The sequence below is a fragment of the Herbaspirillum rhizosphaerae genome (assembly GCF_001189965.1).
Lineage (GTDB): Bacteria > Pseudomonadota > Gammaproteobacteria > Burkholderiales > Burkholderiaceae_D > Herbaspirillum > Herbaspirillum rhizosphaerae.
Genome location: NZ_LFLU01000001.1, coordinates 259842 through 285668, shown reverse-complemented (window position 1 = coordinate 285668; position 25827 = coordinate 259842). Strand labels below are relative to the sequence as shown.

Below are 25827 nucleotides of genomic sequence, written 5' to 3'. Positions count from 1 at the left end.
CGTCAACACGCCATCAGCGCAAATCAGTACTGTGGCTTTGGCTTGGTATTGATGGCGCGGCGCGCATCGGCGTCACGCTCGGATTTTTTTTCGAATTCGGTACGTTCGCAGGCGCACAGGACAAGAGCGATGCAGGCGGCCAGCGACAAGGCGATAAAGCGCTTCATGACATTCCCCATATTGACGGGTCCGATGCTGTTTGATGATGAACTGCACAGCTTGAAATCGCACCCAATATTTCCCTAGGCCAAAAGTCTAACCCAGCCCCTGTCAAAAACAAAGGACATACGTTAAATATAGCGCGATCGGCAGCCAGTGCACGAGAGCTGCGCATTTTAACTTTGCTGCCTGCTTCCCCTATTGCCCTGCTCCGCGCGTGACGGTCAGATCGTATTTCTTGATCTTGTCATACAGCGTCTTCCTGGGAATCCCCAGTTGTTCTGCAGCAAGCGCGACATTGCCGTCGGCGCCCGCCAATGCCGCCTCGATCAGGCTGCGCTCATACACATCGATTTGCTGCGGCAACGCCAAACCACCCGCGGCATCGTCAAGCACAACAGCATCGGCCACGCCCAACACCCAGCGGTCGGCGAAATTGCGCAATTCGCGCACATTGCCCGGCCAGTCGCGCTGCTGCCATTGCCCCATCTGCGCAGCAGTCCATGCCGGCGCCTCGCGGCCGTAGCGGATCGCCGCCGCATGGATGAAATGCGCCAGCAGCAGCGGGATGTCTTCACGCCGCTCGCGCAAACGCGGCAAGTCGATACTGACCACGCCGATGCGGTAATACAGATCTTCGCGAAACGCGCCCTGTCCGCTCAATTGCAGCAAGTCGGCCTTGCTGGCGGCGATCACGCGGCAATCGATGGCGATCGATTCATTGCCGCCGAGACGCTCCAGCCGGCGCTCCTGCAGCACGCGCAGCAGCTTGACCTGCAAGGCCATGGGCATACTTTCGATTTCATCGAGAAACAGCGTGCCGCCGTTGGCGTATTCGAGTTTGCCGATGCGGCGCTTTTGCGCGCCGGTGAAGGCGCCGGCTTCATGCCCGAAGATTTCGCTCTCGAACACGCTCTCCGGCAATGCGCCGCAATTGATCGCCACGAACGGTCCCTTGCGCTCGCTGGCCGCATGCAGCTGCCGCGCCACGACTTCCTTGCCGGTGCCGGTCTGGCCGTTGATGAGGATATCCACGGCGGTCGGTCCCACGCTGCGGATCAGCGTGCGCACGCGCTCGATCGCAGCCGACTGCCCGACCAGCGGCGGCGTGTCGGGATCGGCTTGCCAGGCTTCTTTGAGACGGCGGTTTTCGAGGATCAGCTTGCGTTTTTCCTGGGCGCGCCTTGCCGTTTCCACCAGGCGCTCGGCGGCGAATGGTTTTTCGATGAAGTCGTAGGCGCCCGCGCGCATGGCTTCCACCGCCATGCCGACATCGCCGTGGCCGGTCACCACAATGACCGGCAAATCCGCATCGGCAGCGACTACGTGGGCCAGCACCTCCAGCCCGGAACGCCCCGGCAGCCGGACATCGGTGACGACGATACCGGCAAAGCCGGCATGCAACAGCGGCAAGGCCTGCTCGGCGTCGGCGCAGGCCTGCACGGTAAAGCCGCCCAACTCCAGCGTCTGCGCGGTGGCCTTGCGCACGCTTTGCTCGTCTTCGATCAGGATGGCCAGTGCGGCCAGCGACGGTGCTTGCTTGTCCATCATGTGTTCTCGCTCGTTTCCGGGATCTCCGGCAGCCGCACGATGAATTCCGCGCCGCCTTCGGGCAGATTATGCGCCGACAGCTGGCCGTTCATCGCCTGCACGATCGACGATGAAATCGCCAGGCCGAGTCCCAGCCCTTTGCCGGTGGATTTGGTGGTGAAGAAAGGTTCGAACAGATGCGGCGCCACGTCGTCGGGAATGCCCGGCCCGGTGTCGCGGATGCGAATCACGACCTCCTTGCCTTCACGATCGAGAATCACCGTCACGCGCTTGTCGGCCACCAGCTCGACGCCGTCGACCGCATCGATGGCGTTGCGCAGCAGATTGATCAGCACCTGCTCGGTGCGCACGGCGTCGCCCATGACTTGCACCGGATGGCGCACGTCGATCTCGATGGCGACCGCCTGCTGCTGGAATTCATTGCGCAGCAAGAGCACGGCGGCCTCCACGGTTTGCGGCAGGTCGACGATGGCGATGGCGTCGCTGCTCTTGCGCGCGAAGCCCTTGAGCTGGGCGATGATCTTGCCCATGTGGGCGCTGGCGCTGCTGATGTGTTCGAGGTTTTCCGCAACCTGCGGCAACTGGTTGCGCCGGATGAATTGCACGGCGTTGTCGGCAAAGGCGCGAATGGCGGCCAGCGGCTGGTTCAGCTCATGCGTCATGCCGGCAGCCATCTGCCCCAGCATGGCCAGCTTGCCGGCCTGCACCAGTTCGCCCTGCGTGGAGCGCAACATGCTCTCGGTATGCTTCAGGGTCGCATAGCGGCCTTCCAGCGCCTGATTGGCGACGCGCAGCTCCTGCGTGCGAAGCGCAATGGTGGCGTCCAGTTCCTGCGCCGCACGGCGCAGGGCGTCGCGCGACTCCAGGCGTTCTTGCAGACGCCGTCTGCGCTGATACAGCGCCCACAGCGAAATGGCCGCAATCGCCATCACCAGCGCCACCCAGGTCGCCCACAACAGCGCGGTGCGGGCGATGCGCGCCTGCGAGGGAAACAGCATCAACTGCCATCCCTGCCTGGCGATCGGCTGCATGATGTGCTCGCCGAAACCGCGACGCCAGTCCTTGCGCAGGGAAGCGACGGAAGTGATCGGCTGGTCGGCGTACTGATGCGTGCCGGCCAGCTCCTGCTGCCTGCGGCTGTCGAGCGGGCGCAGGCTATGGTATTTCCACTGCGGGCGATTGCTCAGGAACACCACGCCGCTGCTGTCGACCAGCGTGATCGGATCGTCGCTGCTGCGCCAGGTGTGTTCGAATTCGGACAGATCCACTTTGACGGCCATGACGCCGATCGGCGCGCCCTGCCCGCGCGGCGCACCCGCCGGATAAATCGGCTGCGCCATGAAATAGCCCGGCTCGCTGGAGACATTGCCGATGCCGTAGAAACGCCCGGCGCGCCCGGCCAGTGCTTCGATGAAGTAAGGACGAAAGCCGAAATCGCGGCCGATGAAACTGGTGTCTTCATTCCAGTTGCTGGCGGCCAGGGTCTTGCCCTTGCTGTCCATCATGTAGATCGCCAGCACACGCGACTGGCGCTGAATCGACTGCAGCGTCTGGTTCAGGCGCGCAATCGCCTGGGCATCGTCAGGACGATGCAGCACCTGATCGACGTCCGCCAGGGCGCCCAGCGCAAACGGCATGGTCTCGAACTTGTCGAGTATCGACTGCAAGTCCAGCGCGACGATCTGCAACTGGCGCTGGCCGGCAGCGCGCAAGTCGTTGCGCGCCTTGTCGGCGGCAATATAGTAGGTCGTAAAAAAAACCGCCATCGCACACAGCGCGACGACGGTCATCAATAAGGGTGGTTTGCGGAAAGTCATGTCAGGCGAAGCGATCCAGGGCTGATTGGCCGAAATGCGGTGAGCGCTATGATACTCGCCCGGCTTGCTTTTTCGTCATGTCCGGCCTTACTTGCTCCTGCGCACCTGACCGTGCCTTCCCGCAGCCGCATCAGGCCTCGTCCTTCAGATAGCCGACTTTGCTTGGATCGGGCATGCGGATCGAGATCAGCAAGGCGATCGCGCACATCACCGTCACGTACCAATAGAAGTAGGACTCGACGCCCCAGCCCTTGAAGGTGAAGGCGACAAATTCAGCCGAACCGCCGAACAGCGCATTGCCGACCGCATACGACAGGCCGACGCACAGTGCGCGCACTTCGGGCGGGAACATCTCCGCCTTGATCAGGCCGCTGATCGAGGTATAGAAGCTGACAATCACCAGCGCCAGGGTGGCCAGTGCAAACGCGCTATAGGGATCGCTCACGTCTTTCAGCAGATGCAGAATCGGCAGCGTGAACAAGGTGCCCAGCACACCGAAGCAGAGCATCATGTTGCGCCGGCCGATGCGGTCGGACAAGGCGCCGAACAAGGGCTGCATCAGCATGTAGACCAGCAGTACGAAGGTCATGATCCCGCTGGCCAGCTTGGCGTCCATGCCGGCGGTATTGACCAGGTATTTCTGCATGTAGGTGGTGAACGTGTAAAACATCAGCGAGCCGCCGGCGGTGAAGCCGACCACCGTCAGAAAGGCGCGCTTATGCTTCCACAAACCGGAGAAGCTGCCGGCGTCCTTGCTGTTGCGCGATTCTGCGCTGGCGGTTTCCGTCAGCGATTTGCGCAGGTACAGCGCCACGACCGCACCGATCGCGCCCAGCACAAACGGCACGCGCCAGCCCCAGGCCCGCAACTCTTCCGTGCTCAGGAACTGCTGCATGATCACCAGCACCAGCACCGCCAGCAACTGCCCACCGATGAGCGTCACGTACTGGAACGAGGCGAAAAATCCACGACGGCCTTGCGGTGCGACCTCACTCATATAGGTCGCGCTGGTGCCGTATTCGCCGCCGACCGACAAGCCTTGCACCATGCGCGCCAGCAACAGCAGCAAGGGCGCCGCCGCGCCGATGGCGGCGTAGGTCGGCAGGAAAGCGATCATCAGCGAGCCGCCGCACATCATCAGCACCGAAATCATCATGGACGTGCGACGGCCATGTTTATCGGCGATGCGACCGAACAGCCAGCCGCCGATGGGTCGCATCAGAAAACCTGCGGCAAACACGCCGGCGGTATTCCACAGCTGAGTAGTGCTGTCGCCCTTTGGGAAAAAGGCAGGGGCGAAATAAATCGCGCAAAAGGAGTAGACGTAAAAGTCGAACCACTCCACCAGGTTGCCGGACGAGGCGCCGACAATGGCCCAAATGCGTTTCCGCGTATCTGCGGCCCTGGAAATTTCTTGTTTGATCATCGTTGTCTCCGGATGTATCCATATCATGTATCGATCGGCGACACGATCGCGCACCGAACAGGTTCAGTGCGTTTGCGTGCAGCCGGAATAGGGCGAATGCGCCGGTAATCGCGCCGTGCCGGTCAAACGGCAGCGCGACAGGAGCGACAAAAGTACGTTGATTCGGACGGTGATTCAGTACGAGGAAGCTGGCGTCACATCTGTCTCCTGATTATTATTTTTTGGAATCCTTAATGCAGGCTTCGTGCCAATCGGAAGAGGACGCGCAAGAAAACGCCAAGCTGTTGATTAGAAAAGAACTTTCAAAACCGCCGGAATGCATCCCCGGCTTCGGATGTGCGGAAAGCCGGAATCCGGCAGGCCAACATTCCGGACATCCAGCCTGGCATCGGCAAAAGCCGATAAAAAAACCCGGCCCCTTTCAGGACCGGGCTTGGCATGCCGGGCAACAGCGTGACGGCCGAATTACGGCAAGCGCGGCTCCCTCGGCGTGATGTCGATGGTGCGGCGCGCCTGCGGCAGCGCCGGTGCGCCGCTGATGGTGAAGACGCTGACCAGTTGCGTCAGGCTGTCGGCCTGGGTCTGCATCGATGCCGCTGCAGCGGCGGCCTCTTCCACCAGCGCGGCATTTTGCTGGGTGACCTGATCCATCTGTGTGATCGCGTGGTTGATCTGTTCGATGCCCGTGGTCTGCTCCTGGCTGGCGGAGCTGATCTCGCCGACGATGTCGGTCACGCGCTTGACGCTGTTGACGACTTCTTGCATGGTGGCGCCGGCCTGTTCGACCAGCTTGCTGCCGTTGCCGACTTTTTCCACCGAGTCGTTGATCAGGACCTTGATTTCCTTGGCGGCGGCGGCCGAACGCTGCGCCAGGCTGCGCACTTCGGACGCCACCACGGCAAACCCGCGACCCTGTTCGCCGGCGCGCGCGGCTTCGACTGCGGCGTTGAGCGCCAGAATGTTGGTCTGGAAAGCGATGCCGTCGATCACGCTGATGATGTCGACGATCTTGCGCGACGATTCATTGATCGAGCCCATGGTGTCGACCACCTGCCCCACCACGCCACCGCCCTGGGTCGCGATCTCGGAAGCGGACACCGCCAGCTGGTTGGCCTGGCGGGCGTTGTCGGCATTTTGCTTGACGGTGGAAATCAGTTCTTCCATCGACGAGGCGGTTTCTTCCAGCGCGCTGGCTTGCTGTTCCGTGCGCGACGACAAGTCCAGATTGCCGGCGGCGATTTCGCTCGATGCGGTGGCGATAGTGTCGGTGCCGCTGCGCACATTGGTGACGATGCCGCGCAGGCTGTTGCTCATATCTTGCAAGGCTTGCAGCAACTGGCCGGTTTCGTCCTTGCGGTTGACGGTGACGTCGGCCGTCAGGTCGCCTTCGGCGACGCGGCGCGAGAGCACCACGGCAGTGTTGATCGGCCGCGTGATGCCGACCGTCAGGTACCAGGCGCACAGCACGCCCAGCGCCAGGATCAGGCCTTCCAGCGCCAGCAGCAGGACGCGGCTTTCATCGGCGATGACATCGATATGCTGGGCGGTTTCATCGATGTCCTTGCGTTGCAGTTCGACCAGCTGGCGCATGGTGTCCTGATACGCGATGGAGGCCGGCACGAACAACTTGTCCAGGACGCGCGCGGCCTCTTCGACGTTGCCGGCGGCTTTGGCCTTGTTGATTTCATCGCGCGAGCTCAGGTAGAGCTTGCGTTGTTCGCCGATCTTTTGGAACAGCTTCTTTTCCTCATCGGTCTCCAGCAGGGCTTCCACCTTTTTCTGGTATTCGCCGGAGCTCTTGGAGGAAGCGGCAGCTTCTTCCGCAAAATAAGGGCCGAGCGACGGGTCGCTGCTCTTGGCGATGGCGATGGTACGGCGGATGCCGCTGGCGAGGTTGGCGTACCAGTCGCCGATCAGGCGTTCCTTGAGCAGCGGCTGGCTCATCATGTCGCGCGTGGCGCTCGATACCGCCTGCAAGCGCCAGATGCCGATGCCGGTAATCACGATAGAAAATGCCAGAATGATGGCAAAGCCCAAGGTGAGGCGTTTGCCGATCTTCATGTTTCCGATAATGTTCATTGCTTGTTTTTCATCCCTGGTTTCCGCCGCTGCTGCGGCTTGTTTTCGATGTTGCTGTGCTGCGCACCTGCCCTGCCTATCCATTGGCAGGGAGCGCTATTACACATCAGAACCAGCGATTTAATTTGCGGCAACATCAGCCGAAAAGCCCCGTAAATCGGGGCTTTGGCGTTCATAACGGACAACTGGGGCGGAAAAACGGCGAAATAATTTATCTTTGGACAACACGCGGCATTGCCGCCGTTATCTCCTGTGCAAGATCTCAGCGATCCAGTCCGACGATGAGCTTGCCCACTTCCGCCAGCACCGAATTGCGCTGTTCCTCCGGCGCCTTGGTCCTGGTGAGATAAACCGACGCCAGCAAAGGCTTGCCTTGCGGCGGCCAGATGATGGCGATGGTGTTGGTGGTGCCGTAGTCGCCGGAACCGGTCTTGTCGCCCACGCTCCAGCCGGGCTGCATGCCGGCGCGCACACGGCGGTCGCCGGTCTTGTTGCTGCGCATCCAGGCGATCAGCTGCTCGCGCGAAGACGGCGACAGCACATCGCCCAGCAGGATCCGCTGCAGGTTGTCGCTCATGGCCGCCGGCGTGGTGGTGTCGCGCAAATCCCCCGGGATGGCGGTGTTGAGCTCGGTCTCGAAACGATCCAGCCGGGTCTGCCGGTCGCCCAGCGACTTGATGAATTTGTTAAAAGGCTCCAGGCCGCCCAGGCTTTTCAGGATCAGGTTGGCGGCGGTGTTGTCGCTCAGGGTCAGCGCCGCTTCGCACAATTGCCCCAGCGTCAGGCCGTTGCCGCCGACATGCTTGCTGGTCGTGGGCGAATACGACACCAGTACGTCGTTGCCGTAAATGATGCGGCGCTCGAGCTGCTCTTGCCCGGCATCGACGCGCTTGAGAACGGCGGCCGACGCCAGGAACTTGAAGGTGCTGCACATCGGGAAACGCTCCCCGGCGCGATAGCCCCAGCGCCGCTGCGTGGCGCTGTCGATGATGTCCACGCCGAGACGGCCGCCGACGCTTGCTTCCAGCTTCGCCAGGCGGGAAACGACCGAGGAAGAGCCCATAGATTTTGTTGCCTCTTTGCTTCCGGCCGCCAGCACGCCCGTCGCCGCGCCGCTCAACGCCAGACCGGTCAGCGTGAGAAATTGTCGTCTCGCAATCATGATTTTTTCCTTGCAAAAATGGGTGTGAAGCGAAATGATAGGCAGCAACGGATGCCCTCGCAATTCATGATAATTGGCATCAGACCATAGAAAAACTGATATCAGCCGAATCCCATGCACCTCCCTCTCAATGCCCTGCGCGCCTTCGAAGTGGCGGCGCGCCATCTGAGCTTCACCCACGCGGCGGATGAACTCAACGTCACCCAGACGGCCGTCAGCATGCAGGTCAAGAACCTGGAAGAGCGCATGGGCGTGACACTGTTTCGCCGCCTGCCGCGCGGCCTGGCGCTCACCGACGAAGGCCTGGCGCTGCTGCCGGTGCTGGCGGAATCCTTCGAACGCATCGGCACCGTGCTGGGCCAGTTCGAAAACGGCCGGATGCGCGAAGTGCTGACGCTGGGCGTGGTCGGCACCTTCGCCGTCGGCTGGCTGATGCCGCGGCTGCGCGAGTTTCAAAAGACCTATCCCTTCGTCGATCTGCGCCTGCTGACCAACAACAACCGCGTCGACCTCGCCGGCGAGGGACTCGATTACGCAATTCGCTTCGGCGACGGCGCCTGGCACGGCACCGACGCCGAGCGCCTGTTTGCCGCGCCGCTGTCGCCCATGTGCGCACCGGCGGTTGCGTCGCGCCTGCGCCGCCCGCAGGACCTGGCCGGCGAAGCGCTGCTGCGCTCTTACCGCACCGATGAATGGAACAACTGGTTTGCCGCCGCCGAGACGCCCTGCCCGCCGATACGCGGCTTCGTGTTCGATTCTTCGCTGACGATGGCGGAAGCGGTGGCGCAGCAGGCCGGCGTCGCCTTGCTGCCGGTCAACATGTTCGAACGTGAATTGCGCGAAGGACGCCTGGCGTGCCCGTTCGATATTTCCATCAGCCACGGCGCCTACTGGCTCACGCGCCTGAAGTCGAAACAGCCGACACCGGCGATGCTGGCTTTCCGCAACTGGCTTGTGGCCCACGCGGCCGAAGTCGAAGCAAACTCAGGGTAAACACGAGGCGGCTACCGAAAAAATGCCGAAAAACCAGGCAAAAAAGCCACAAACCCCTCAGGAAAAGCCTGATAGACGCAAAAGCCCGCCCCTCGTAGAATAAATGATATAAACTATTTACAGGTCGCATGCTTTTACGGTTTGCGGTAAAAATGCAAACGATTACATCGATGGTTACGTAATTGCATGCGGTTGGCAACAATGTCTCAACAAGGAAAAGGGGGACATCATGAAAAGGTACTTCGCAACGCTCTACAGAAAACTGGTCGACTATCTGAACGACTCCAGTGCCCTGACGACCGGCTCCCATCGGGGCGAACCGCATTGCTGCGGCATGTATTCGGGCCTGTCCAATACCTACCAGAGCCAGAGCCACGACAAGGAATGAACCTCTTTTGCCGCTCCGCGCGCCATCGGCGCACGGAGCGGTGTTGCATCGCTTCCGCGCCCGCCGGGCCGCTCATCTGCACAGCCCATCTGCATCGACAATATCCATCTCCGCGTCCTCCGGCCGCAAGCCCCTGCTCTTCTCAATACACTCCTCGCTGCTCTGCAACAACCGCTTCCCGATCTCCTGTCTGCATGTTTCAAGATGACGCACGGCAACAGCCGCGCACATCCTGGCGACGCCGAACACCCCGCCTGAATGCCTGAAGATCGCTGATCCCTGCGCCAACCATCGCCGCCGACAGAAGCCGGATCGCCTTGCCTTTATAATTTGCCTATCTACGACGTACCAGGTCACGCAACCAGCTCATGTCCGACAACACCATCTCCCGCAACAAAGCCATGACCAAGTTCGACGGGCACGACAGCGTCTGGCTGTTCGGTTACGGCTCGCTGATCTTCAAGGCCGACTTTCCCTTCATCGAACGCCGTCCGGCGCACATCGTCGGCTGGAGCCGGCGCTTCTGGCAGGGCTCGCACGATCATCGCGGCACGGTGCACGCACCCGGACGCGTGGTGACGCTGATCCAGGATGAGGGCGCGACCTGCGCCGGCATGGCCTATCTGATTACGCCGGAAGTATTCGACCACCTCGACTACCGCGAAAAGAACGGCTACCTGCGCCTGTCGACCGACATCATTTTTGAGGATCACAGCAGCGCGGAAGGATTGATCTATATTGCGACCGAAGAGAACGCGGCCTTTCTCGGCCCGGCGCCGGAACGTGACATTGCACGCCAGATTGCGAGCGCGGAAGGCCCCAGCGGACGCAATGCCGACTACCTGCTCGGCCTTGCCGTCGCCTTGCGCGAACTGGGGAAAGAAGACGCCCACGTGTTTGAAATCGAACGGCATCTGCAACTGCTCAACGCCATCAATCAGGATTCCTGAGCAACTCGCCGCCAGCCGGCGACGATGACTACTGACGCGCCGCCAGCAGCAGCGCACCTGCGCCGATGAAGAAACCGCCGGTCGCCTTGTTCAGGCGCGCAACGCCGCGCGAGGTACGGATGAAGCGGCGGATCTGCTTTCCGCACAGGGAATAGACAGCACTGGACACGAATTCCGCGCACAGGTAAATCGATCCCAGCACCAGGAACTGATGCGGCGCCGGACGTGCGGCGTCGATGAACTGCGGGAAGATCGCCGCGAACAGCATGATCGCTTTCGGATTCGTGATGCCGAGCAAGAATTCCTGCATCACCAGCGCGCGCACGGTCTTCTGCGCAGGCGCAACGACACCGGCTTTTTCCACACCGTCGGCCAGTTCCAGTCCATGGAACTCGCGGCTGCGCCAGGCGCGGTAACCGAGATAAAACAGATACACCGCCCCCACCCACTTCACCGCCGTGAATGCCGTTTCGGAAGCAAGCAGCATGGCGCCGAGCCCCACCGCTGAAATCGTCAGGAAAATCGCAAACGCCGTCACGCGTCCGAAGGTCGCCAGCAAGGCCACGCCGACACCGCGGCGAATACCGTTATTGAGCGCGCAAAAATTGTTCGGACCGGGCACCAGCGCCAGCATGATGGCGACAGGGATGAAGAAAAAGGCGTCCATTGCGATTCCGTCTGAAGCGTGGAGAGATCGCTGATTCTAACAGCCGCACCGGTTTTTCGCTGCCCGTCTTGCGCCGCCCGCGACCTGATGCGCATCCGTACCCCGGCCCACAAAATACTTGACAAGGCCAGTACAGAGGCCTTACTTTACCGATCAGTTAATTAATGAATTGCGAAACCCATGCCTCCCGACCACCTCAGCGCGACCTTTTCCGCCCTTGCCGACCCGACCCGGCGCGCCATCCTCGCGCGGCTGGCTTCCGGAGAGGCATCGGTAAAAGAGTTGATGGAGCCGTTCGAGATGACTCCCCCGGCAATCACCAAGCATCTGAAGGTATTGGAGCGCGCCGGCCTGATCACGCGCGGACGTGCGGCGCAATGGCGGCCGTGCAAGCTGGAAGCCAGGCCCTTGCACGAAGTACATGCCTGGATCGACCAGTACCGCCAGTTCTGGGAAGCCAGCCTGGACCGTCTCGAAGACTATTTGCGCGACTTGCAGGCAAAAACCGAGAATCCGCTTGAAACCGATCTGACAACCGTAAAAACACAGACAACGCCGCAGAAAACGCCATCCGGCAAAAAACGTACAGCAAAACCCGCAGTCAAAAAATAACAAGTTGCAGAAGCAACAGCAGCGCCCTTCTTTTCCCTGATTTACCAACGACTACTTTTGAACGAGGAGCAGACCATGCAATTGCATACCTATCTCAATTTCAACGGCCAGTGCGAAGAAGCCTTCGAGTTTTACAAGAGCATCTTCGGCGGCGACATCCTGTTCATGATGCGCAACAGCGACGCGCCCATGGCCAAGGACATGCCCGCCGACAAACTCAACCGCGTCATGCACGCGCGCATCATGATTGCCGGCCAGATCGTCATGGGTTCGGACGTGCCGGAAGACTGTGCGGAAAAACCGCAAGGTTTCAGCGTCACGATCAACACGCCGGATCCGGCCGAAGCCGAGCGCGTCTTCAACGCCCTGAACGTCGGCGCGGAAGTGCGCATGCCCTTGGAGGAAACCTTCTGGGCGGTGCGTTTCGGCATGCTGACCGACCGCTTCGGCATCCCGTGGATGGTCAACTGCGAACGCCCGATGCCGGCCTGATCGCCGCACTCAACAATGCATTTTCAATAGCCCGTCTTTGGAGACACGATGTTCAAAACCATAACAATCATCCTTGCCGTCGTCATTATCGCCATCCTGATCCTGGCCGCGCGCAAGCCAGATCACTTCACCGTGCAGCGCAGCGTCAGCATCAAGGCTGCGCCGGAAAAGATCTTTCCCTACCTGAACAACCTGCACAACTTCACCGCCTGGTCGCCGTTCGAGAAACTCGATCCGGACATGAAGCGCAGCTACAACGGCGTCGCCAGCGGCAAAGGCGCGACCTATGAATGGGAAGGTTCAGGCAAGGCCGGCCAGGGACGCATGGAGATCGTGGATGAAACCATGCCTTCCAAAGTGGTCATCAAGCTCGACTTCACCAAACCCTTCAAGGCCAGCAACATGGTCGAGTACACGCTGACCGCCAAAGGCGACGCCACGGAAGTCACGTGGGCGATGTCGGGGGCGGCTCCTTTCCTCGTGAGAATCATCCATGTGTTCTTCGACATGGACAGCATGGTCGGCAAGGATTTTGAAGACGGACTCAACAAGCTCAAGGATCTCGCCGAAAAACAATAAAAAGACGGCGACGCCTCCGCGCACAGACCGGGGAGGCAATCAGGGAGAACACCATGACGGCAGCAACGCTTGCCTTGCAAGGAGATACGCCATGAACATGCCATCCGCATTCTCGTCACCTGCAGGCGCAGCGGGCGAACTCAACATTACCCGCACCTTCGATGCGCCGCGCGAGCTGGTCTTCAAGCTCTGGACCGACGCCGAACACGTCCGGCGCTGGTGGGGCCCACCGGCGCATCCGGCGGCTGTACTGGAGATGGATGTCCGTCCCGGCGGCGTCTGGCGCGGCTGTCTTCACGGTGTAGAGGACGGCCGCAAGCTGTGGCAAGGCGGCATCTTTCAGGAAGTAAGAGCACCGGAGCGGCTGGCGTTTACCTTTACATGGGATGAGGAAGGCGAACGTGGCCTGGAAACCCTGGTCACCATCGATTTCACCGAACAGGACGGCAAGACGCACATGCGCTTTCGCCAGACGCCATTCCAGTCGATCGCCGAACGCGACGGACATCGTGGTGGATGGAACGGCAGCTTCGACCGCTTCGTCGATTATCTTGCCCAGGCCGCTCATTGACCCATCTATCTATTCAGCGACACGACATCATGACCATTGCCCCCAACTTCTCCAATTCCGTCGGCAACGACGAATTCTTCATCAGCCGCGTCATCAACGCACCGCGCGAGCTGGTGTTCCAGGCCTGGACCGATCCGCGCCACCTGACCCAATGGTGGGGTCCCAAAGGCTTCGACAATCCCGTCTGCGAGCTGGACCTGCGCCCCGGCGGCCGGCATCGCATCACCATGCGCGGTCCTGACGGCACCGAGTATCCGATCACGGGCGAATTCATGGAAGTGACGCCGCCCTCGCTGCTGGTGATGACCATGGACTGCAGCGGACATCCAGCCGCCTGGCACGACATGATCGATCCGCAGCGCACCACCGCCAATCCGGCCGGCATCATGCTGCAGACGGTGAGCTTCGAAGACCTCGACGGCAAGACGCGCGTGAGCATCCGCACCCGCGCGGCAACGCCTGCCATCCTCGACGCCATGAAGAAGATGGGCATCAACGAAGGATGGTCGGGCAGCCTCGATCGCCTGGATGCACTGATGGCGACATTGCAAGCCGATTGAATTAAACAAGCCAAAGGAGACGACATGATCTATCAGGGAAGCTGCCATTGCGGCGACATTGCCTTCGAGGCCGAGGGCGACATCGGCCCGGTGGTCGATTGCAACTGTTCCTACTGCAGCCGCAAAGGGACGCTGCTGTGGTTCATCGCACGCGACAAACTGACGCTGAAGACGCCGGAAAGCGCCATCGCCACCTATCGTTTCAACAAGCATGTGATCGACCATCAGTTCTGCAAGCGCTGCGGCTGCCAGGCTTTCGGTTTCGGCGTCGATCCGCAGGGCAATAAAATGGCAGCGGTCAATGTGCGTTGCGTCGAGGGAGTAGACCTGAGCACGCTCAAGCACATCCATTACGACGGACGCAGCGCTTAGGCCAGCGCCCGGTAGTGTAAAATTCCGGTCCGCCACCGACTCGCCGGGGCGGACCAGGAAAGCCATGAATATCACCATCAATAACGAACTCCTCCAATACATCGATCCGCTCACCGCCAACGAATACGCTGCTCTCGAACGCAGTCTGCTGGCAGAAGGTTGCCGCGACGCGCTGGTGCTGTGGGGCGAGGTGCTGGTCGACGGCCATAACCGCTACGAAATCTGCCGCAAGCACGGCATCGAATTCAAGACCGTGCAAAACGCCAGCTTTGCGTCGATCGACGACGTCATGCTGTGGATGATCGACAACCAGCTCGGCCGCCGCAGCGTCACCGATTTCCAGCGCGGCGTGCTGGCGCTGCGCAAGCGCGACATCATCGCCGCCCGCGTCAAGTCGGAAATGGACGCCTCCATCGAATCGAAGGACGCTTCCGCTTATGAACCGGTGGGCGACGGCGCCGCCAAACCGGCCGAGGATGCCGCGACTCCCGCCATTCCGAGCGCGTCCATCAAAACCCGCGAAGACATCGCCCGCGTCGCCGGCATCAGCAGCAACACCGTCGGCCAGATCGAAAAGATCCGCAAGACGGCAGCGCCGGAACTGGTCGAAGCGGTGCGCGCCGGCACCATTTCCATCAATGCGGCGGCGGCAGTGGCTTCGCTGCCGAACGACGAACAGGTCAACGCGGTGGCCGGCGGCAAGAAGGAATTGCGCCAGGCCGCCAAGCTGGTGCGCGAACAGCAGGCCGCCAACCGGACGCCGCGCATACCGCGTCCGCGCGTGGACGATGGCGAGGCTGACGACGGTGCGCCTTTCTCCGATTCGACACCTGTCGGCAGCAACGACCCGGTCGCCCTGCGTGCCGAAATCGCCGCCTTGAACGCACGCATTGCCGCGCTGACGGCGGAGAACCAGGCCTTGCAAGCCGAAGTCGACGCACTGCGCGGCGTCGCGGCCTGATCCGGCAACACGCAACGCATTTTGCCGACTTATACGCTCGCCGCCGCCGTCGAAGTCGAAGCGGAAATCCGCAAGAGCCGCTTCATCGGCATCGTCATGCCGGTCGACAGCCGCGACGCGGCACAAGCCGAACTGGAACGCCTGCGCGCGCAGCACCGCGCCGCAACGCACGTATGCTGGGCCCTGATGGCCGGCGGCCAGTCCGGCATGTCGGACGACGGCGAACCCTCCGGCACGGCCGGTCGTCCCATGCTGGAAGTATTGCGCCACCATGAACTTGATGGCGTACTCGCCGCCGTGGTGCGCTATTACGGCGGCATCAAGCTGGGATCGGGCGGCCTGGTGCGCGCCTACACCGACGCCGTGGCGTCGGCCCTGAAGCAGGCGCAACGCATAGAGCGCATCGCCTGGGCCGAAGTAGAAATCGCCATTGCCTATGCCGACGAATCGCATCTGCGCTACTGGCTGCAACAAAAACACTACACGCTGGTCGGCAGCAGCCACGACACGCTGGCGCGCTTGCACGTGCGGCTGCCCGCCGCCGATCTCGATCAACTCAAAGACGCCTTGCCGCGACTCGCTTTGAACGCCTCGATCAGACAGATCATGTGATCCATCCTGGCGCGCTCAGCCGCCCCCGACCAACGCGAGCGGCCCCATAACAAATCGAATTCCGCGATGATCAGGTGATACTCGATCTCGCTGATCATCGCCGGCTGATCCTCTTGCTGCAAGCTTGCGGACATGGAACGCCTCCTGTTTCCGTGAACGCGCTACTGCACCGTCAAACGGCGCACCAGCACAATCGCCGCCAGCGGCGCCAGCGCAAACAATCCGAACAGACAGTACGCCGCCATGCGCGCGCCGTCAGCGCCGCCGGGGTCGCTCAGGCCGGCGGCATTGGCCGTCAGTCCGGCCAATGCGGCGCCGATTGCCATCGCGTACAACTGCACGGTGCTGACGCCGGCCGAAGCCAGGTTTTCTTCACCGGCTTTCGCCGATGTCATCACGCGCGTCACCAGATGCGGCCAACCCATGCCGATGCCCAATCCGACGCCGGCCAGCGCTATCGCAAAACAAACGCCCGCCGCCGTCGGCGCGATGCCGTCGAGCAGCTCGCCCGGCAACAGCAAAGCCAGCGCCGCCAGGGACAACGCCATGATGACCGGCCCGGCGCGCACCATGCGATCGGCGCCCGTCTCGCTGCTGGATGAACTGAACAAGGACGCCAGGCTCCAGCCGCCGGCCATGGCGGCCGTCATGTAACCGGCCTGCAACGGCGAATAGGCATGCAGCGTTTGCAGGAAGTACGGCACGAAGATTTCCGTCATGCCGGCGATCATCAGCAGGGACAAGCTGGCGAAGACTTTGCCCATGGCGCTGTTGAGCGTATAAGCGCCGGTCGGCAACAAGGCCACGCCCGGACGCAGATCGAGCCGGGCCACCAGCACGCCCAGTGCCAGGCCGGCCGCCACGCCGAGCAGCTTGCTGCCGTTATCCTGTGCCTGTCCGGCCAGCGCCACCAGCAAGACCGAAACGGTGAGCAAGGCGATCTTCAGCAAGGGCATGCGCACCGCCGGTGCGCCGCTATCCGGCTTGCCGCGCAACTGCGTGATCACGATCAGCGCTTGCGCCAGCGATACCGGCAGCAGGCACCAGAACGCCAGACGCCATGCGCCGCTTTCGGCAAACACGCCGCCCACCGCCGGCCCCAGCAGCGTAGCGATGCCCCACATGCCCGACACCAGCGACACGGCGCGCGACCACAGGCGCTGCTCGAACACGATGCGGATCAAGGCATAGCTCAGCGCCGCCAGCAGGCCGCCCCCGATGCCTTGCACGCTGCGCCCGCCCAGCATCCAGAACATGTCCTGCGCCGTGGCGCACAGGATGGAACCGGCCGAAAACACCGCCAGCGCAAGCAGATAGCTGCGGCGCGGACCGAGCACGTCCAGCAGCTTGCTGGTCAGCGTCGAGCCGAAGATCGAGGCGGCGACGAACAGCGTGATGTTCCAGGCGTAGTAAGCCAGGCCGCCGATGTCGCGCACCACGGACGGCAGGATGGTGGTGACGATATGGACATTGATGGCATGCAGCGCAACGCCGCCGGTCAGTGCGACGGCGCGCAGGGCGTTGCCGCCGGAAAGCAGTTCGCCCCAGCCGGCGGATTCGCTGCCGACGCGGTTTGTGTTTGCGATGTTGCCGGGGTTGCCGGCATTGCTGGTATTGCTCGTGTCACTCATGGCGCACCTCGACATTCGGATGGAGAAAGCATAATATGCAAGTTTTTAATTGGATATTTATTCAAACGCATACTAAACCCGCCCCATGAAATACACAAGCAAACACTTGGAAAATATCGACGCCATGCCGACGGCCGAGCGCATCCTGTTCCGCCTCAAGACCAAGGGACCGGCCTCCACCGCCCAGCTGGCGCAGGAACTGGCGATGACGGCGGAGGCGGCGCGGCTGCAGGTGCAGAAGCTGCTGGCGGAAGAGCTGATCATGGGCGCGCAGGAAGCCTCAACAGGCGCCGGCAGGCCGAAGCAGAACTGGCAACTGAGTGCGGCAGGCCACGCCCGCTTCCCCGACTCGCACGCCTACCTGACGGTGCAACTGATCGGATCAATCAGGCAATTGTTCGGAGAAGAAGGACTCGATCGCCTGATTGCGCAGCGTGAAGGCGACATGCGCAGCGACTACCTGCGCGCCTGCCAGGGGCAAAGCAGCATCCCGAAGAAACTGGAAAAGCTGGCCGGCCTGCGTGCGGCGGAAGGCTATATGGCGCGCGTCGAAAAACAAGGCAAGGACTGGCTGCTGATCGAAGACCATTGCCCGATCTGCGCCGCGGCGCAAAGCTGCCAGGGATTCTGCCGCTCCGAATTGCAGTTGTTCCAGGAAGTGATCGGCGACCAGGCGTCGGTGACGCGTGAAGAACATCTGCTGGCCGGCGCGCGGCGCTGCGTCTATCGCATTCACAGCCTGGACTAGGGCCTGCATTCCGGTATTGCTGCACATCATGCCCGCTTCGTGTCAAAATCACCGTCGCGAATCCAGAGACAGACAACTGAGAACCACCCTTTCATCCCATAAGGAAGCAGCAATGAAGACACCGATCACCGCCTGCCTGCTGGCATTGACGCTGGCGGCATGCAGCACCACGCCGCCCAACCAACAGACGACGCCGACCGGACAAGTCCCGCTGGCACGCATCTACATCAAGAGCATGACGACGCAGATGCCGGACCTGGCTGAAGTGCAGTTTTCGCGCCAGTCCGGATTTTTCGTCGGCAACAGTCCCGAAGTGCTGGCCATCAATGATGTGGTGCTGGCGGAGATATGGCAGGGCGAACGCCTGAGCATCTGGCTCAAACCCGGCGCCAGCTACACCTTCAGCGTCAAACCGATGCATTCGCTCAACAGCAACTACACGACGCCGCCGGCGGTATTGACGCTCGACCTCAAGGCGCAAGGCGTCTCCAAGGTGCGCATCGCGTCCGACATGAAGGGAATCACGATGCAGGCGGAAAATTAAATTCCCGAACCTCGATGAGGCAAAAAAAAGCGCGGCCGGCCCGCGCTTTTTTACGTCTGCAGCTTTTGTCGCCGGCACACCGTCCGCCAAGCCGTCGACACAGACGATGCACCATTACCAGACGGAAATCAATGCCGGTTCACAACACGAAAAACACCCATCCGAAGCGGGTTTCCGGCATTTTTTGCATCTTCTTATTGCCGCAAAAAAACTATCTAGTCCAAATTACAACACTCGAAAAAAAATTAGCAAGCGGACATGATTCTTCTCAGTCGGAGGTCTTCTTCCGCACTAAGATGAGGGAAAAATGAACGACAAGAAGAGTGACATGCAAGACGAACTTTATCTGATCAAAGAAGCAGAAGTGGGCAGTCGCCAGATCGGCCTGGCCAAAGTCGTCGTCACCCTGCTATTGCTGTCCGCCGCCATCGCCACTCCGCTGGCCATGGTGCCGCTGTTGCCGATACCGGGCTATATGAGCGCCTTCGGTATTGCGATGATCATCATCAACATCATTCTCGGCGCGCTGCTGTTCGCCAAGGGCCTGATCGAAAGCAAGGAGCGCACGATCCGGCTCGGCACCGCGTACTTTTTCGTCACCATCGTTTTCATTCCGCTGATTGCGGCGTTTCCCGGCGGCCTGATGGCCGAACCCATCCTCGGCACCTCGAGCAGCGCGGTCTGGCTGTGGTGTTACTGGCATATCGGCTTCGGCCTGCTGATCATCCGCTACGCGCTCAGCGCGGACGACGTTGCCGGCACGGCAGCCAGCGTGCGCAACTCCATCATTGCCGTGGTCGCCGTGGTCGCCCTGCTGACGCTGAGCGCCACAGTCGGTTTACCTTATATGCCGGCGGTATTTCGCAACGGCAAGAACTTCTTCGACGATTCGACCTTCATCATCCCGGCGCTGGTGTTCGGCATCAATCTGATCGGTTTGCTCTGCGTCATGCGCATGCGCGACAGCCGTCCCGAGCAGCTGTGGGTGATGGTCGGCATGTTCGCCGCCTGCATCGACGTGTGGCTGACGCTGTACGGCGGTTCGCGCTTTTCGCTGGGCTGGTATTTTGCCAAGATGACCAGCCTGTTCACCTCGCTGGTCGTGCTGATCTCGCAGTTGTACGGCATTACGCGGCTCTACAACAGCATTGCCGGCGCCAACAAGATCCTCATGACGCAAGCCAATCAGGACGGCCTGACGGCGCTGTCCAACCGTCGCTGCTTCGACCAGGTGCTGGAGATTGAATGGAATCGCGCCCGCCGTGACAAGCGCTCGCTGGCGCTGCTGATGATCGATGTCGATTTCTTCAAGAAGTACAACGACTGCTACGGCCATCTGGCCGGCGACGATTGCCTGCGCCAGATCGCCAACCATCTGCTGGCTGTGATCAATCGTCCCGGCGACGTCGCCGCACGCTACGGCGGTGAAGAGTTCGTCGTGATGCTGCCCAATACCGATGCCGGCGGCGCGCGGCTGGTCGCGGAACGCCTGCTGTACAACCTGTCGCAGGCGGCGATCCCGCATGCGCAGAATCTCCCGTCCGGCTACGTCACGCTCAGCATCGGCGTATCGGCCATGGTTCCCGGGGCCGGCAGCACCACCACCATGCTGGCGCTGGCCGCCGACAAAGCGCTCTATGAAGCCAAGGATCACGGCCGCAACCAGATCCGTACCGGCGTGCTGGAGAGCATCGCGCCGCCCATCTCGCCTGCTTACCTCGTGGGCTGAGCCGCGCAAGTCCCTGATATTCAACAAGCCGATAACTGATATTGGGAATCAAAATTGGAAAAAAGGGGCTGAAACACGCATACTGCAACGCAACATAAATCACTTTCTTGCGGAGCCTGCCATGCGTATTCTGATCGACGTCCTGCCTTACACCCTGCTGATCGCTGCAATGGTTGCACGCTACTTCGCATCGACACGCTAATCCAGCCGTCAGCGTCGGCTGCTCCCGCTTGATCAAAGCGGGGAGCAGTTGCCGAACAGGCATCAAAGGGCAGAGTTCTTCTGCCCTTTTGCTTTTTGCGGCCCGTTTTCCTGTTTTCCCGGCTTCAATCTGAAGCCAACCGATCTTTACAATCTTTTCCCCCGGTTCAAGAAAAACCCCGCGCCGTCGATATGCTGCTGGGGCCTTGTCGCCTCTTGCTGTTACTCTCCCTGCTCTTCATTTATTTTGAAAGACTGCTCATGCGGCGCATCATGACCATCATCCTCGCTACGGCACTGGCGCTGGCGCTTAACGGCTGTGCCTGCGCACCTGGATTCGTGGGTTTTGACAGCCGCTGCGGCTTTCTGAATTTTCCCAGCGGGCAGCCTTGAGGCGTCTTTTCACTTGTAAATACAAGTTAATTTCCAAGCTGCACCGACGCTTCCCATCCCGCTCTGCCATCCGCCGGACGATGCGATGTGCATCGCAACAAAAACACCGCTTCCTGGCCTGCTTCCCCCTGCTTCCCTCACGTCAGATGCGACGCCAGCCAGGATCGTAAATCGCCCTGCGCGCGCAAGCGGCGCTCTTTCGATTCATTGAAGATTTCGTGGTAGGCGTCGTCATAGCAATACAGTTTTTTGTCGACCTGCGGCACGGCGGCAAAGAAAGAGCGGCTTCCTTGCGGATCAACGAAAGCGTCGTCGCCGGCGATCTGCAATAACAGCGGCAACGTGAACGTCGCAGCGTCGCGCTGGACCTGCACCTGCGCCGCCAGCATGAAATTGACCACGCGCGCAGCGACCTTGCCGTGGTTGAGCGCGTCGCGGCGATATGCCTGCACCACCTCGACATCGTGCGACACCAGTTGCGCCGGCAAGCTGGTCGGCACCGCCAGGCCCGGCGCAATGCGCGTGGTCAGGGCCAGCAAGACCTTCTGGAAACCGGTCATGCGGATCGCCAGCGCCGGCGACGACAACAGCAAACCGCGCACTTTCGACAATCCGCCGGTGGCAAAGCGCGCCGCCACCAGTCCGCCGAGGCTATGACCGAACAGAAACGGCGTGGCGTCGCATTGCTGCGCAAAGTCGTCGAAGACCAGCTTCAGATCGGTCAGGAAGTCGGCATCGCTGCGCAAGCTGCCGCGCACCCCGCCCGATTGTCCGTGACCGCGATGATCGTGGATGCGCACAGACAGGCCGGCATCATGGAACAACCCTGCCAGCTCGGCATAGCGCCCGCCATGTTCGCCCAGTCCATGCACGAGGACAATGGCGCCGCCCGGCTGATGGTGGCGCCACTCGCGGTAGAACAAGGCGGTACCGTCGCTGGCCTGGAGGAATCCGGTAGTTTCGTTGTCGAGAGGCATGAGGAAGCAAGGTTGAGGGTGGGCCCGACCCGGCGACGTGTATGCAAACACAGTGTCGTACATGCCGACACCCATGGACAACCCGGCAAAGAACATGCATTGTTGACATCAAACGACCTGGCATGCTCATACAGCCAACAGGCTACACGGGGGTAGGAAACATGAACGACGTGCACAACATCGCAAAGCTCGGCAGGCATCTGCTGCTTTGGTTCGGAGCAGCATCGTGTTCTCTTGTACATGCTGCAGAATGCAGCAAGCTCATTATATCGGGAGGTTCGGATTATCCGCCGCTGCACTGGTACGACGGCTCGCAATTGACCGGCGCCAGCATCGAAGTGGCAACCACTGCGCTGAAAGCACTGAAGATTCCCTACGAGTTGCGCTACATGGGGCCGTTCTATCGCGTGCTGGAAGGCGCCAAGAACGGTGAAGTCGACATGATCGCCACGCTCAAGGACTCGCCGGAACGGCGCGAATTCCTGAGCTTCGCAACGCCCTCGCCGTTCACCAGTCCGATTGCCGTGTTCACCTTGCGCAGCAGACCGTTCACCTATCGGGAATGGAACGACCTGATCGGCAAAAAAGGCGGCATCACGCTCGGCTATCAGTTCGGAGAAGGCTTTGACGATTTCCTCAAAAAACAGTTGAAGGTCGAGACCGAAAAAAAGACCTCGGTGAATTTTCTCAAGCTGGAGCGCGGCACGATCGACTACCTGATTACCGGCTACTACAACGGCCTGGCCTATCTGGCGGAAAACAAACAGACGGATCACTTCACCGTGCATACGCCTTATGTCACCGACGCGAAGAATTACATTGCGCTGTCCAGGAACAGCCCATGCATCAAGTATCTGAAAAGTATCAATCAGCAATTGGAAAGCATGCAGAACAACGGCGCGACCAAAGCGATCCTGGAAAAATACACCGGGATGCTGCTGAACAAGAATAAGAGCATGTAGCGACAATGCGGCGAGGCCGCGCTGCAACATCAGCCGGATCAAAGGGGGAGAAACAAGGGATGCGCAGAACGCGCATCCCCCTGAATTGGTGTTGGTATATTTTTTAACCGCCAACTCCGGTGTGGAGACCAGATAGTACGGTCGTCGCCGCATCGCCACCAATCGGACTATGCCGGATTGGCATGTAGGACAAACTGCCGCTAGCGCCGATCGCCTTTTTCCTGCGCTGCATTCCGGCCTGCCTCACCGCCTGCCATGCGCCGTACGGCATCGTCGCGACGCAAGCGCCTGCTGCGGCGTATCGCCAGCTGCAGGCTGCCCACCCAGGACAGCGGCCGCGGATGCACCACGGCGCGCAAGGCGCGTGCGTAGTCGAGCGTCAGTCCCGGCGTCCATGCCATGGTCGCAGCGCGCTTGTGAATCTGACTGGCGACCCAGACCTCCGGCGTGAAAAGAATCTTGACGAAGGCCAGCCAGTGGCCGGCGCGGCGCCCGATCACGCCTTCCAAAGCGGCTTCCAACGCATGCGCAACGGTGCTGGAACAATTGCGATGGGTCAGGTTATAGATTTCTTCCTGGCGGTATTGCAGCCAGAACTGTTGCAGACGCTGCAGGTCGTAATCGCGGAATGAAATCCTCTCCGTCGATGGACACCACGACGCTGCTTCGGAAGGGTAATCGGAGAGATAGCGGCCGCGCACATTGTTGTCCGGCGTGGCGCGCAGCAAGCGCGCAAACTGATCCGGCGAGCGATCGATTTCTTCGGCAGGATACAGGCTGATGTACAGGCTCGGCGCGATTTCCAGCGCTGCGTGCCCGGTCGAAACGGTGCCGCTGGCGTCGACTGCCGCGATGTAGCGATTGACGATGGGACGGTTCAGGGTCTGCTCTTTGGCGGAGCCGACCGGCGTCCACACGTGCACCGTCATGGGCACCGCGCCGGCGACATCCGCTACGCCGCCGGCAGCAGGCGCCTGCCCATCGTGGCTGCCGGCATCGAGCGGACGATCGGAATCGGCATTGCGCAAAGACAACTGCGAAATCGACGCCGTGCGCGGCAGACGACGCGTACGGCTGGCCAGCCAGATGAGGTTCCAGCCGCTGAAGATCAGCCCCATGCCGATGCAGTACGGCAGCGTCCCCTTGTAATGCGTGGGATACGGCTGGAAGAAAAAGATCGCGATCAGGATCTGCCCGACGCCGCCGGCCAGGGCCATGCGCCAGCTCGGAAAACGCACCACCAGCGCCGAAGCAATCTGCAAACCGCCGCCGATCGTGAAGGCCGCCCCGAACAGCATCGCCAGCACCATGTCGCCGGTCGGATGCAGTGAAATCACCAGCAGCGAGATCAGCAGGAACAAGCCGCCCTTCAGATAACGCAGCGACTTTTGCGCGCCGATGCCGCTGGACGCAAGGAACAGCGTCGCCAGGCTTTCCAGCAACAGCAGATAGCCGAACAGCGTCAACGGAAACACCAGCACGCCGTCGAGCGCATCAATGCACAAACTGACGCCGATCACGCCCCATGCCAGCCCGATCAGCGCCAGCACAGGCCAGTAGCGGCGAATGAAATCTGCACCCAGCAGCAGCAAAACCAGACGTATCACTATCCCTCTCCATGTTCGGAATCACGCGCCGCTCGCTGATTGCCCCGGGCGCTTTCCTGTTCATTTTAACGTCGCGGGCGCTTGCACTCCTCCGGATATCGATTCCCGCACTCGCAAGAATCGTGACAAGCGCGAGCCCGCGCAGCGATAATGGCCGGTCGCCATCCTCGTTTCCGACATGTCCCTGCTCATCAAGATCGCCTCCGCCCTTCTGCTGTTTCCCGCCAACCTGTTGCTGCTGGCCGCGCTCGGATTGCTGCTGCGCCATCGCTGCCGTCGTGCAATCTGGCTGAGCTGGGCGGCACTGGCATTGCTGTGGCTGTTCAGCACCCGCGCCGGCGCCTTGCTGCTGGTGGCGCCGCTGGAAGCGCAGGCTGCAGCGCTGGCCGGCGTCCCCCGGACGGCCCAGGCCATCGTGGTGCTTGGTGCGCGCCGCCAGTCCAATGCGCCGGAATACGGCAACCGGGACGCCCCCGGCTACCTCGCGCTGGCCCGCTTGCAATACGCGGCAAGACTCCAGCGCGCCAGCCGCCTGCCTTTGCTGGTGACCGGCGGCAAGACCGACGATGCTGCCGAAAGCGAGGCCGACGTCATGGCGCGCAGCCTGCAGGACGATTTCGGAGTAACGGTACGCTGGCGGGAAAACGACGCCAACGACACCGCACAAAATGCATCCCTGTCGGCAACCATGCTGCGTCAGGCCGGGGTGCAACGGATTGTGCTGGTCACCGATGCGATCCATATGCCGAGGGCCTTGGCGAGTTTCCGCAAGACCGGCCTTGAGATAACGCCGGCGCCGACGGTTTTCTTCAGCCGCGAGCGCCTCAGCCTGTATGACTACGTCCCCAGCGGAGAGGGCTTGCGGCGCAGCAACTATGCCCTGCACGAGTGGATAGGATTGCTCTGGTACAAACTCAGCGACAAGGCCAGATAAGGCCCATGAAAGCCGCACTAATCGCGGCTTTCTTTTTTTCTAGCACGTTTAAAGTTAGTCTGTTGCCGAGCCGTTAACAATTAAAAAACGACAACAACTCGGGTATCGCTATCCAAGTTTCCAAGGCATGCGCAGACATGCCGGACACCA

General features: G+C 61.1%; 26 protein-coding genes. 16 read left to right on the top strand and 10 right to left on the bottom strand.

The features are described 5' to 3' along the window. Nucleotides 1-23: 23 nt before the first annotated feature. The 6 genes from AKL25_RS24390 to bla all read right to left on the bottom strand — a co-directional run bounded on the left by AKL25_RS24390 (nt 24) and on the right by bla (nt 8194). Nucleotides 24-167, bottom strand: coding sequence for a hypothetical protein (locus tag AKL25_RS24390; RefSeq protein WP_167541840.1), 144 nt, complete (start codon nt 165-167; stop codon nt 24-26). 190 nt (nt 168-357) lie between these two features. Beyond that, nucleotides 358-1707, bottom strand: a complete 1350-nt coding sequence (locus AKL25_RS01260) for a sigma-54-dependent transcriptional regulator (protein ID WP_050475828.1) — start codon at nt 1705-1707, stop codon at nt 358-360. Continuing rightward, complete coding sequence (locus AKL25_RS01255) at nt 1707-3527, bottom strand: sensor histidine kinase (protein WP_050475827.1); 1821 nt, start codon at nt 3525-3527, stop codon at nt 1707-1709. Before AKL25_RS01255 ends, AKL25_RS01260 begins: the two co-directional genes overlap by 1 nt. A 130-nt stretch (nt 3528-3657) precedes the next feature. After that, on the bottom strand, nt 3658-4953 hold the full coding sequence (locus AKL25_RS01250; protein WP_050475826.1) for an MFS family transporter: 1296 nt from the start codon (nt 4951-4953) through the stop codon (nt 3658-3660). A 465-nt stretch (nt 4954-5418) separates the two neighbouring features. Beyond that, on the bottom strand, nt 5419-7032 hold the full coding sequence (locus AKL25_RS01245; protein WP_050475825.1) for a methyl-accepting chemotaxis protein: 1614 nt from the start codon (nt 7030-7032) through the stop codon (nt 5419-5421). Nucleotides 7033-7294: 262 nt separating this feature from the next. Then, entirely contained in the window at nt 7295-8194 is a 900-nt protein-coding gene (bla, locus tag AKL25_RS01240) for a class A beta-lactamase (RefSeq protein WP_050475824.1), read from the bottom strand. A gap of 114 nt (nt 8195-8308) precedes the next feature. Between bla and AKL25_RS01235 the strand changes: the two genes are divergently transcribed. The 3 genes from AKL25_RS01235 (at nt 8309) to AKL25_RS01225 (ending at nt 10525) form a co-directional block, all read left to right on the top strand. After that, nucleotides 8309-9187, top strand: a complete 879-nt coding sequence (locus AKL25_RS01235; RefSeq protein ID WP_050475823.1) for a LysR family transcriptional regulator — start codon at nt 8309-8311, stop codon at nt 9185-9187. 229 nt (nt 9188-9416) lie between these two features. Continuing rightward, entirely contained in the window at nt 9417-9575 is a 159-nt protein-coding gene (locus AKL25_RS24385) for a hypothetical protein (RefSeq protein WP_167541839.1), read from the top strand. 368 nt (nt 9576-9943) lie between these two features. Next, a complete protein-coding gene (locus AKL25_RS01225) occupies nt 9944-10525 on the top strand; it encodes a gamma-glutamylcyclotransferase (RefSeq protein ID WP_050475821.1) in 582 nt (193 codons plus the stop codon). 28 nt (nt 10526-10553) lie between these two features. On the opposite strand, the gene AKL25_RS01220 is transcribed toward AKL25_RS01225, so the two are convergent. Beyond that, the gene (locus AKL25_RS01220) at nt 10554-11192 is read right to left on the bottom strand and encodes a LysE family translocator (protein WP_050475820.1); all 639 of its coding nucleotides are present in this window, start codon (nt 11190-11192) and stop codon (nt 10554-10556) included. 180 nt (nt 11193-11372) lie between these two features. Between AKL25_RS01220 and AKL25_RS01215 the strand changes: the two genes are divergently transcribed. The 8 genes from AKL25_RS01215 to AKL25_RS01180 all read left to right on the top strand — a co-directional run bounded on the left by AKL25_RS01215 (nt 11373) and on the right by AKL25_RS01180 (nt 15951). After that, nucleotides 11373-11804 carry an ArsR/SmtB family transcription factor gene (locus AKL25_RS01215; protein WP_050475819.1) on the top strand — a complete coding sequence of 144 codons (432 nt, stop codon included), beginning with the start codon at nt 11373-11375 and terminating at the stop codon, nt 11802-11804. A 75-nt stretch (nt 11805-11879) separates the two neighbouring features. Then, entirely contained in the window at nt 11880-12296 is a 417-nt protein-coding gene (locus AKL25_RS01210; protein WP_050475818.1) for a VOC family protein, read from the top strand. Between the two features lie 48 nt (nt 12297-12344). Continuing rightward, nucleotides 12345-12875, top strand: coding sequence for an SRPBCC family protein (locus tag AKL25_RS01205; protein ID WP_050475817.1), 531 nt, complete (start codon nt 12345-12347; stop codon nt 12873-12875). A 91-nt stretch (nt 12876-12966) separates the two neighbouring features. Beyond that, complete coding sequence (locus AKL25_RS01200) at nt 12967-13446, top strand: SRPBCC domain-containing protein (protein WP_157050415.1); 480 nt, start codon at nt 12967-12969, stop codon at nt 13444-13446. Between the two features lie 29 nt (nt 13447-13475). Beyond that, a complete protein-coding gene (locus tag AKL25_RS01195) occupies nt 13476-14006 on the top strand; it encodes an SRPBCC family protein (RefSeq protein ID WP_050475816.1) in 531 nt (176 codons plus the stop codon). Between the two features lie 24 nt (nt 14007-14030). Continuing rightward, nucleotides 14031-14378, top strand: coding sequence for a GFA family protein (locus AKL25_RS01190; RefSeq protein WP_050475815.1), 348 nt, complete (start codon nt 14031-14033; stop codon nt 14376-14378). Nucleotides 14379-14442: 64 nt separating this feature from the next. Then, entirely contained in the window at nt 14443-15339 is an 897-nt protein-coding gene (locus AKL25_RS01185; protein ID WP_050475814.1) for a hypothetical protein, read from the top strand. A 21-nt stretch (nt 15340-15360) separates the two neighbouring features. After that, a complete protein-coding gene (locus AKL25_RS01180) occupies nt 15361-15951 on the top strand; it encodes an IMPACT family protein (protein WP_050475813.1) in 591 nt (196 codons plus the stop codon). Between the two features lie 161 nt (nt 15952-16112). On the opposite strand, the gene AKL25_RS01175 is transcribed toward AKL25_RS01180, so the two are convergent. Beyond that, nucleotides 16113-17582 carry an MFS transporter gene (locus AKL25_RS01175; protein WP_083444526.1) on the bottom strand — a complete coding sequence of 490 codons (1470 nt, stop codon included), beginning with the start codon at nt 17580-17582 and terminating at the stop codon, nt 16113-16115. An 85-nt stretch (nt 17583-17667) separates the two neighbouring features. Here AKL25_RS01175 and AKL25_RS01170 point away from each other — a divergent pair, with 85 nt between their 5' ends. From AKL25_RS01170 to AKL25_RS01160, 3 genes are all read left to right on the top strand, one after another. After that, nucleotides 17668-18330, top strand: coding sequence for a helix-turn-helix transcriptional regulator (locus tag AKL25_RS01170; protein ID WP_050475812.1), 663 nt, complete (start codon nt 17668-17670; stop codon nt 18328-18330). 112 nt (nt 18331-18442) lie between these two features. Then, complete coding sequence (locus AKL25_RS01165; RefSeq protein ID WP_050475811.1) at nt 18443-18874, top strand: hypothetical protein; 432 nt, start codon at nt 18443-18445, stop codon at nt 18872-18874. A gap of 328 nt (nt 18875-19202) precedes the next feature. Next, a complete protein-coding gene (locus AKL25_RS01160; protein ID WP_167541838.1) occupies nt 19203-20603 on the top strand; it encodes a GGDEF domain-containing protein in 1401 nt (466 codons plus the stop codon). A gap of 731 nt (nt 20604-21334) precedes the next feature. Here the strand turns inward: AKL25_RS01160 and AKL25_RS01150 are convergent. Beyond that, nucleotides 21335-22174 carry an alpha/beta hydrolase gene (locus tag AKL25_RS01150; protein ID WP_050475808.1) on the bottom strand — a complete coding sequence of 280 codons (840 nt, stop codon included), beginning with the start codon at nt 22172-22174 and terminating at the stop codon, nt 21335-21337. A gap of 161 nt (nt 22175-22335) precedes the next feature. Between AKL25_RS01150 and AKL25_RS01145 the strand changes: the two genes are divergently transcribed. Then, on the top strand, nt 22336-23136 hold the full coding sequence (locus AKL25_RS01145) for a substrate-binding periplasmic protein (RefSeq protein WP_083444525.1): 801 nt from the start codon (nt 22336-22338) through the stop codon (nt 23134-23136). Between the two features lie 200 nt (nt 23137-23336). On the opposite strand, the gene AKL25_RS01140 is transcribed toward AKL25_RS01145, so the two are convergent. Then, nucleotides 23337-24743 (bottom strand): HdeD family acid-resistance protein, encoded by a 1407-nt coding sequence (locus AKL25_RS01140; protein WP_083444524.1) that lies wholly within the window; start codon nt 24741-24743, stop codon nt 23337-23339. A gap of 178 nt (nt 24744-24921) precedes the next feature. Between AKL25_RS01140 and AKL25_RS01135 the strand changes: the two genes are divergently transcribed. Beyond that, a complete protein-coding gene (locus tag AKL25_RS01135; protein ID WP_050475807.1) occupies nt 24922-25677 on the top strand; it encodes a YdcF family protein in 756 nt (251 codons plus the stop codon). Nucleotides 25678-25827: the final 150 nt, after the last annotated feature.

What these genes read in the sequence shown, in the direction of transcription:
- AKL25_RS01200 (WP_157050415.1), top strand. Translation starts at nt 12,967, where the DNA reads ATGAACATGCCATCCGCATTCTCGTCACCTGCAGGCGCAGCGGGCGAA.
- AKL25_RS01260 (WP_050475828.1), bottom strand. Translation starts at nt 1,707, where the DNA reads ATGGACAAGCAAGCACCGTCGCTGGCCGCACTGGCCATCCTGATCGAA.
- AKL25_RS01175 (WP_083444526.1), bottom strand. Translation starts at nt 17,582, where the DNA reads ATGAGTGACACGAGCAATACCAGCAATGCCGGCAACCCCGGCAACATC.
- AKL25_RS01220 (WP_050475820.1), bottom strand. Translation starts at nt 11,192, where the DNA reads ATGGACGCCTTTTTCTTCATCCCTGTCGCCATCATGCTGGCGCTGGTG.
- AKL25_RS01235 (WP_050475823.1), top strand. Translation starts at nt 8,309, where the DNA reads ATGCACCTCCCTCTCAATGCCCTGCGCGCCTTCGAAGTGGCGGCGCGC.
- AKL25_RS01170 (WP_050475812.1), top strand. Translation starts at nt 17,668, where the DNA reads ATGAAATACACAAGCAAACACTTGGAAAATATCGACGCCATGCCGACG.
- AKL25_RS01145 (WP_083444525.1), top strand. Translation starts at nt 22,336, where the DNA reads ATGAACGACGTGCACAACATCGCAAAGCTCGGCAGGCATCTGCTGCTT.
- AKL25_RS01190 (WP_050475815.1), top strand. Translation starts at nt 14,031, where the DNA reads ATGATCTATCAGGGAAGCTGCCATTGCGGCGACATTGCCTTCGAGGCC.
- AKL25_RS01135 (WP_050475807.1), top strand. Translation starts at nt 24,922, where the DNA reads ATGTCCCTGCTCATCAAGATCGCCTCCGCCCTTCTGCTGTTTCCCGCC.
- AKL25_RS01150 (WP_050475808.1), bottom strand. Translation starts at nt 22,174, where the DNA reads ATGCCTCTCGACAACGAAACTACCGGATTCCTCCAGGCCAGCGACGGT.
- AKL25_RS01165 (WP_050475811.1), top strand. Translation starts at nt 18,443, where the DNA reads ATGAAGACACCGATCACCGCCTGCCTGCTGGCATTGACGCTGGCGGCA.
- AKL25_RS01210 (WP_050475818.1), top strand. Translation starts at nt 11,880, where the DNA reads ATGCAATTGCATACCTATCTCAATTTCAACGGCCAGTGCGAAGAAGCC.
- AKL25_RS01195 (WP_050475816.1), top strand. Translation starts at nt 13,476, where the DNA reads ATGACCATTGCCCCCAACTTCTCCAATTCCGTCGGCAACGACGAATTC.
- AKL25_RS01205 (WP_050475817.1), top strand. Translation starts at nt 12,345, where the DNA reads ATGTTCAAAACCATAACAATCATCCTTGCCGTCGTCATTATCGCCATC.
- AKL25_RS01160 (WP_167541838.1), top strand. Translation starts at nt 19,203, where the DNA reads ATGCAAGACGAACTTTATCTGATCAAAGAAGCAGAAGTGGGCAGTCGC.
- AKL25_RS01185 (WP_050475814.1), top strand. Translation starts at nt 14,443, where the DNA reads ATGAATATCACCATCAATAACGAACTCCTCCAATACATCGATCCGCTC.
- bla (WP_050475824.1), bottom strand. Translation starts at nt 8,194, where the DNA reads ATGATTGCGAGACGACAATTTCTCACGCTGACCGGTCTGGCGTTGAGC.
- AKL25_RS01215 (WP_050475819.1), top strand. Translation starts at nt 11,373, where the DNA reads ATGCCTCCCGACCACCTCAGCGCGACCTTTTCCGCCCTTGCCGACCCG.
- AKL25_RS01255 (WP_050475827.1), bottom strand. Translation starts at nt 3,527, where the DNA reads ATGACTTTCCGCAAACCACCCTTATTGATGACCGTCGTCGCGCTGTGT.
- AKL25_RS24385 (WP_167541839.1), top strand. Translation starts at nt 9,417, where the DNA reads ATGAAAAGGTACTTCGCAACGCTCTACAGAAAACTGGTCGACTATCTG.
- AKL25_RS24390 (WP_167541840.1), bottom strand. Translation starts at nt 167, where the DNA reads ATGAAGCGCTTTATCGCCTTGTCGCTGGCCGCCTGCATCGCTCTTGTC.
- AKL25_RS01245 (WP_050475825.1), bottom strand. Translation starts at nt 7,032, where the DNA reads ATGAACATTATCGGAAACATGAAGATCGGCAAACGCCTCACCTTGGGC.
- AKL25_RS01225 (WP_050475821.1), top strand. Translation starts at nt 9,944, where the DNA reads ATGTCCGACAACACCATCTCCCGCAACAAAGCCATGACCAAGTTCGAC.
- AKL25_RS01250 (WP_050475826.1), bottom strand. Translation starts at nt 4,953, where the DNA reads ATGATCAAACAAGAAATTTCCAGGGCCGCAGATACGCGGAAACGCATT.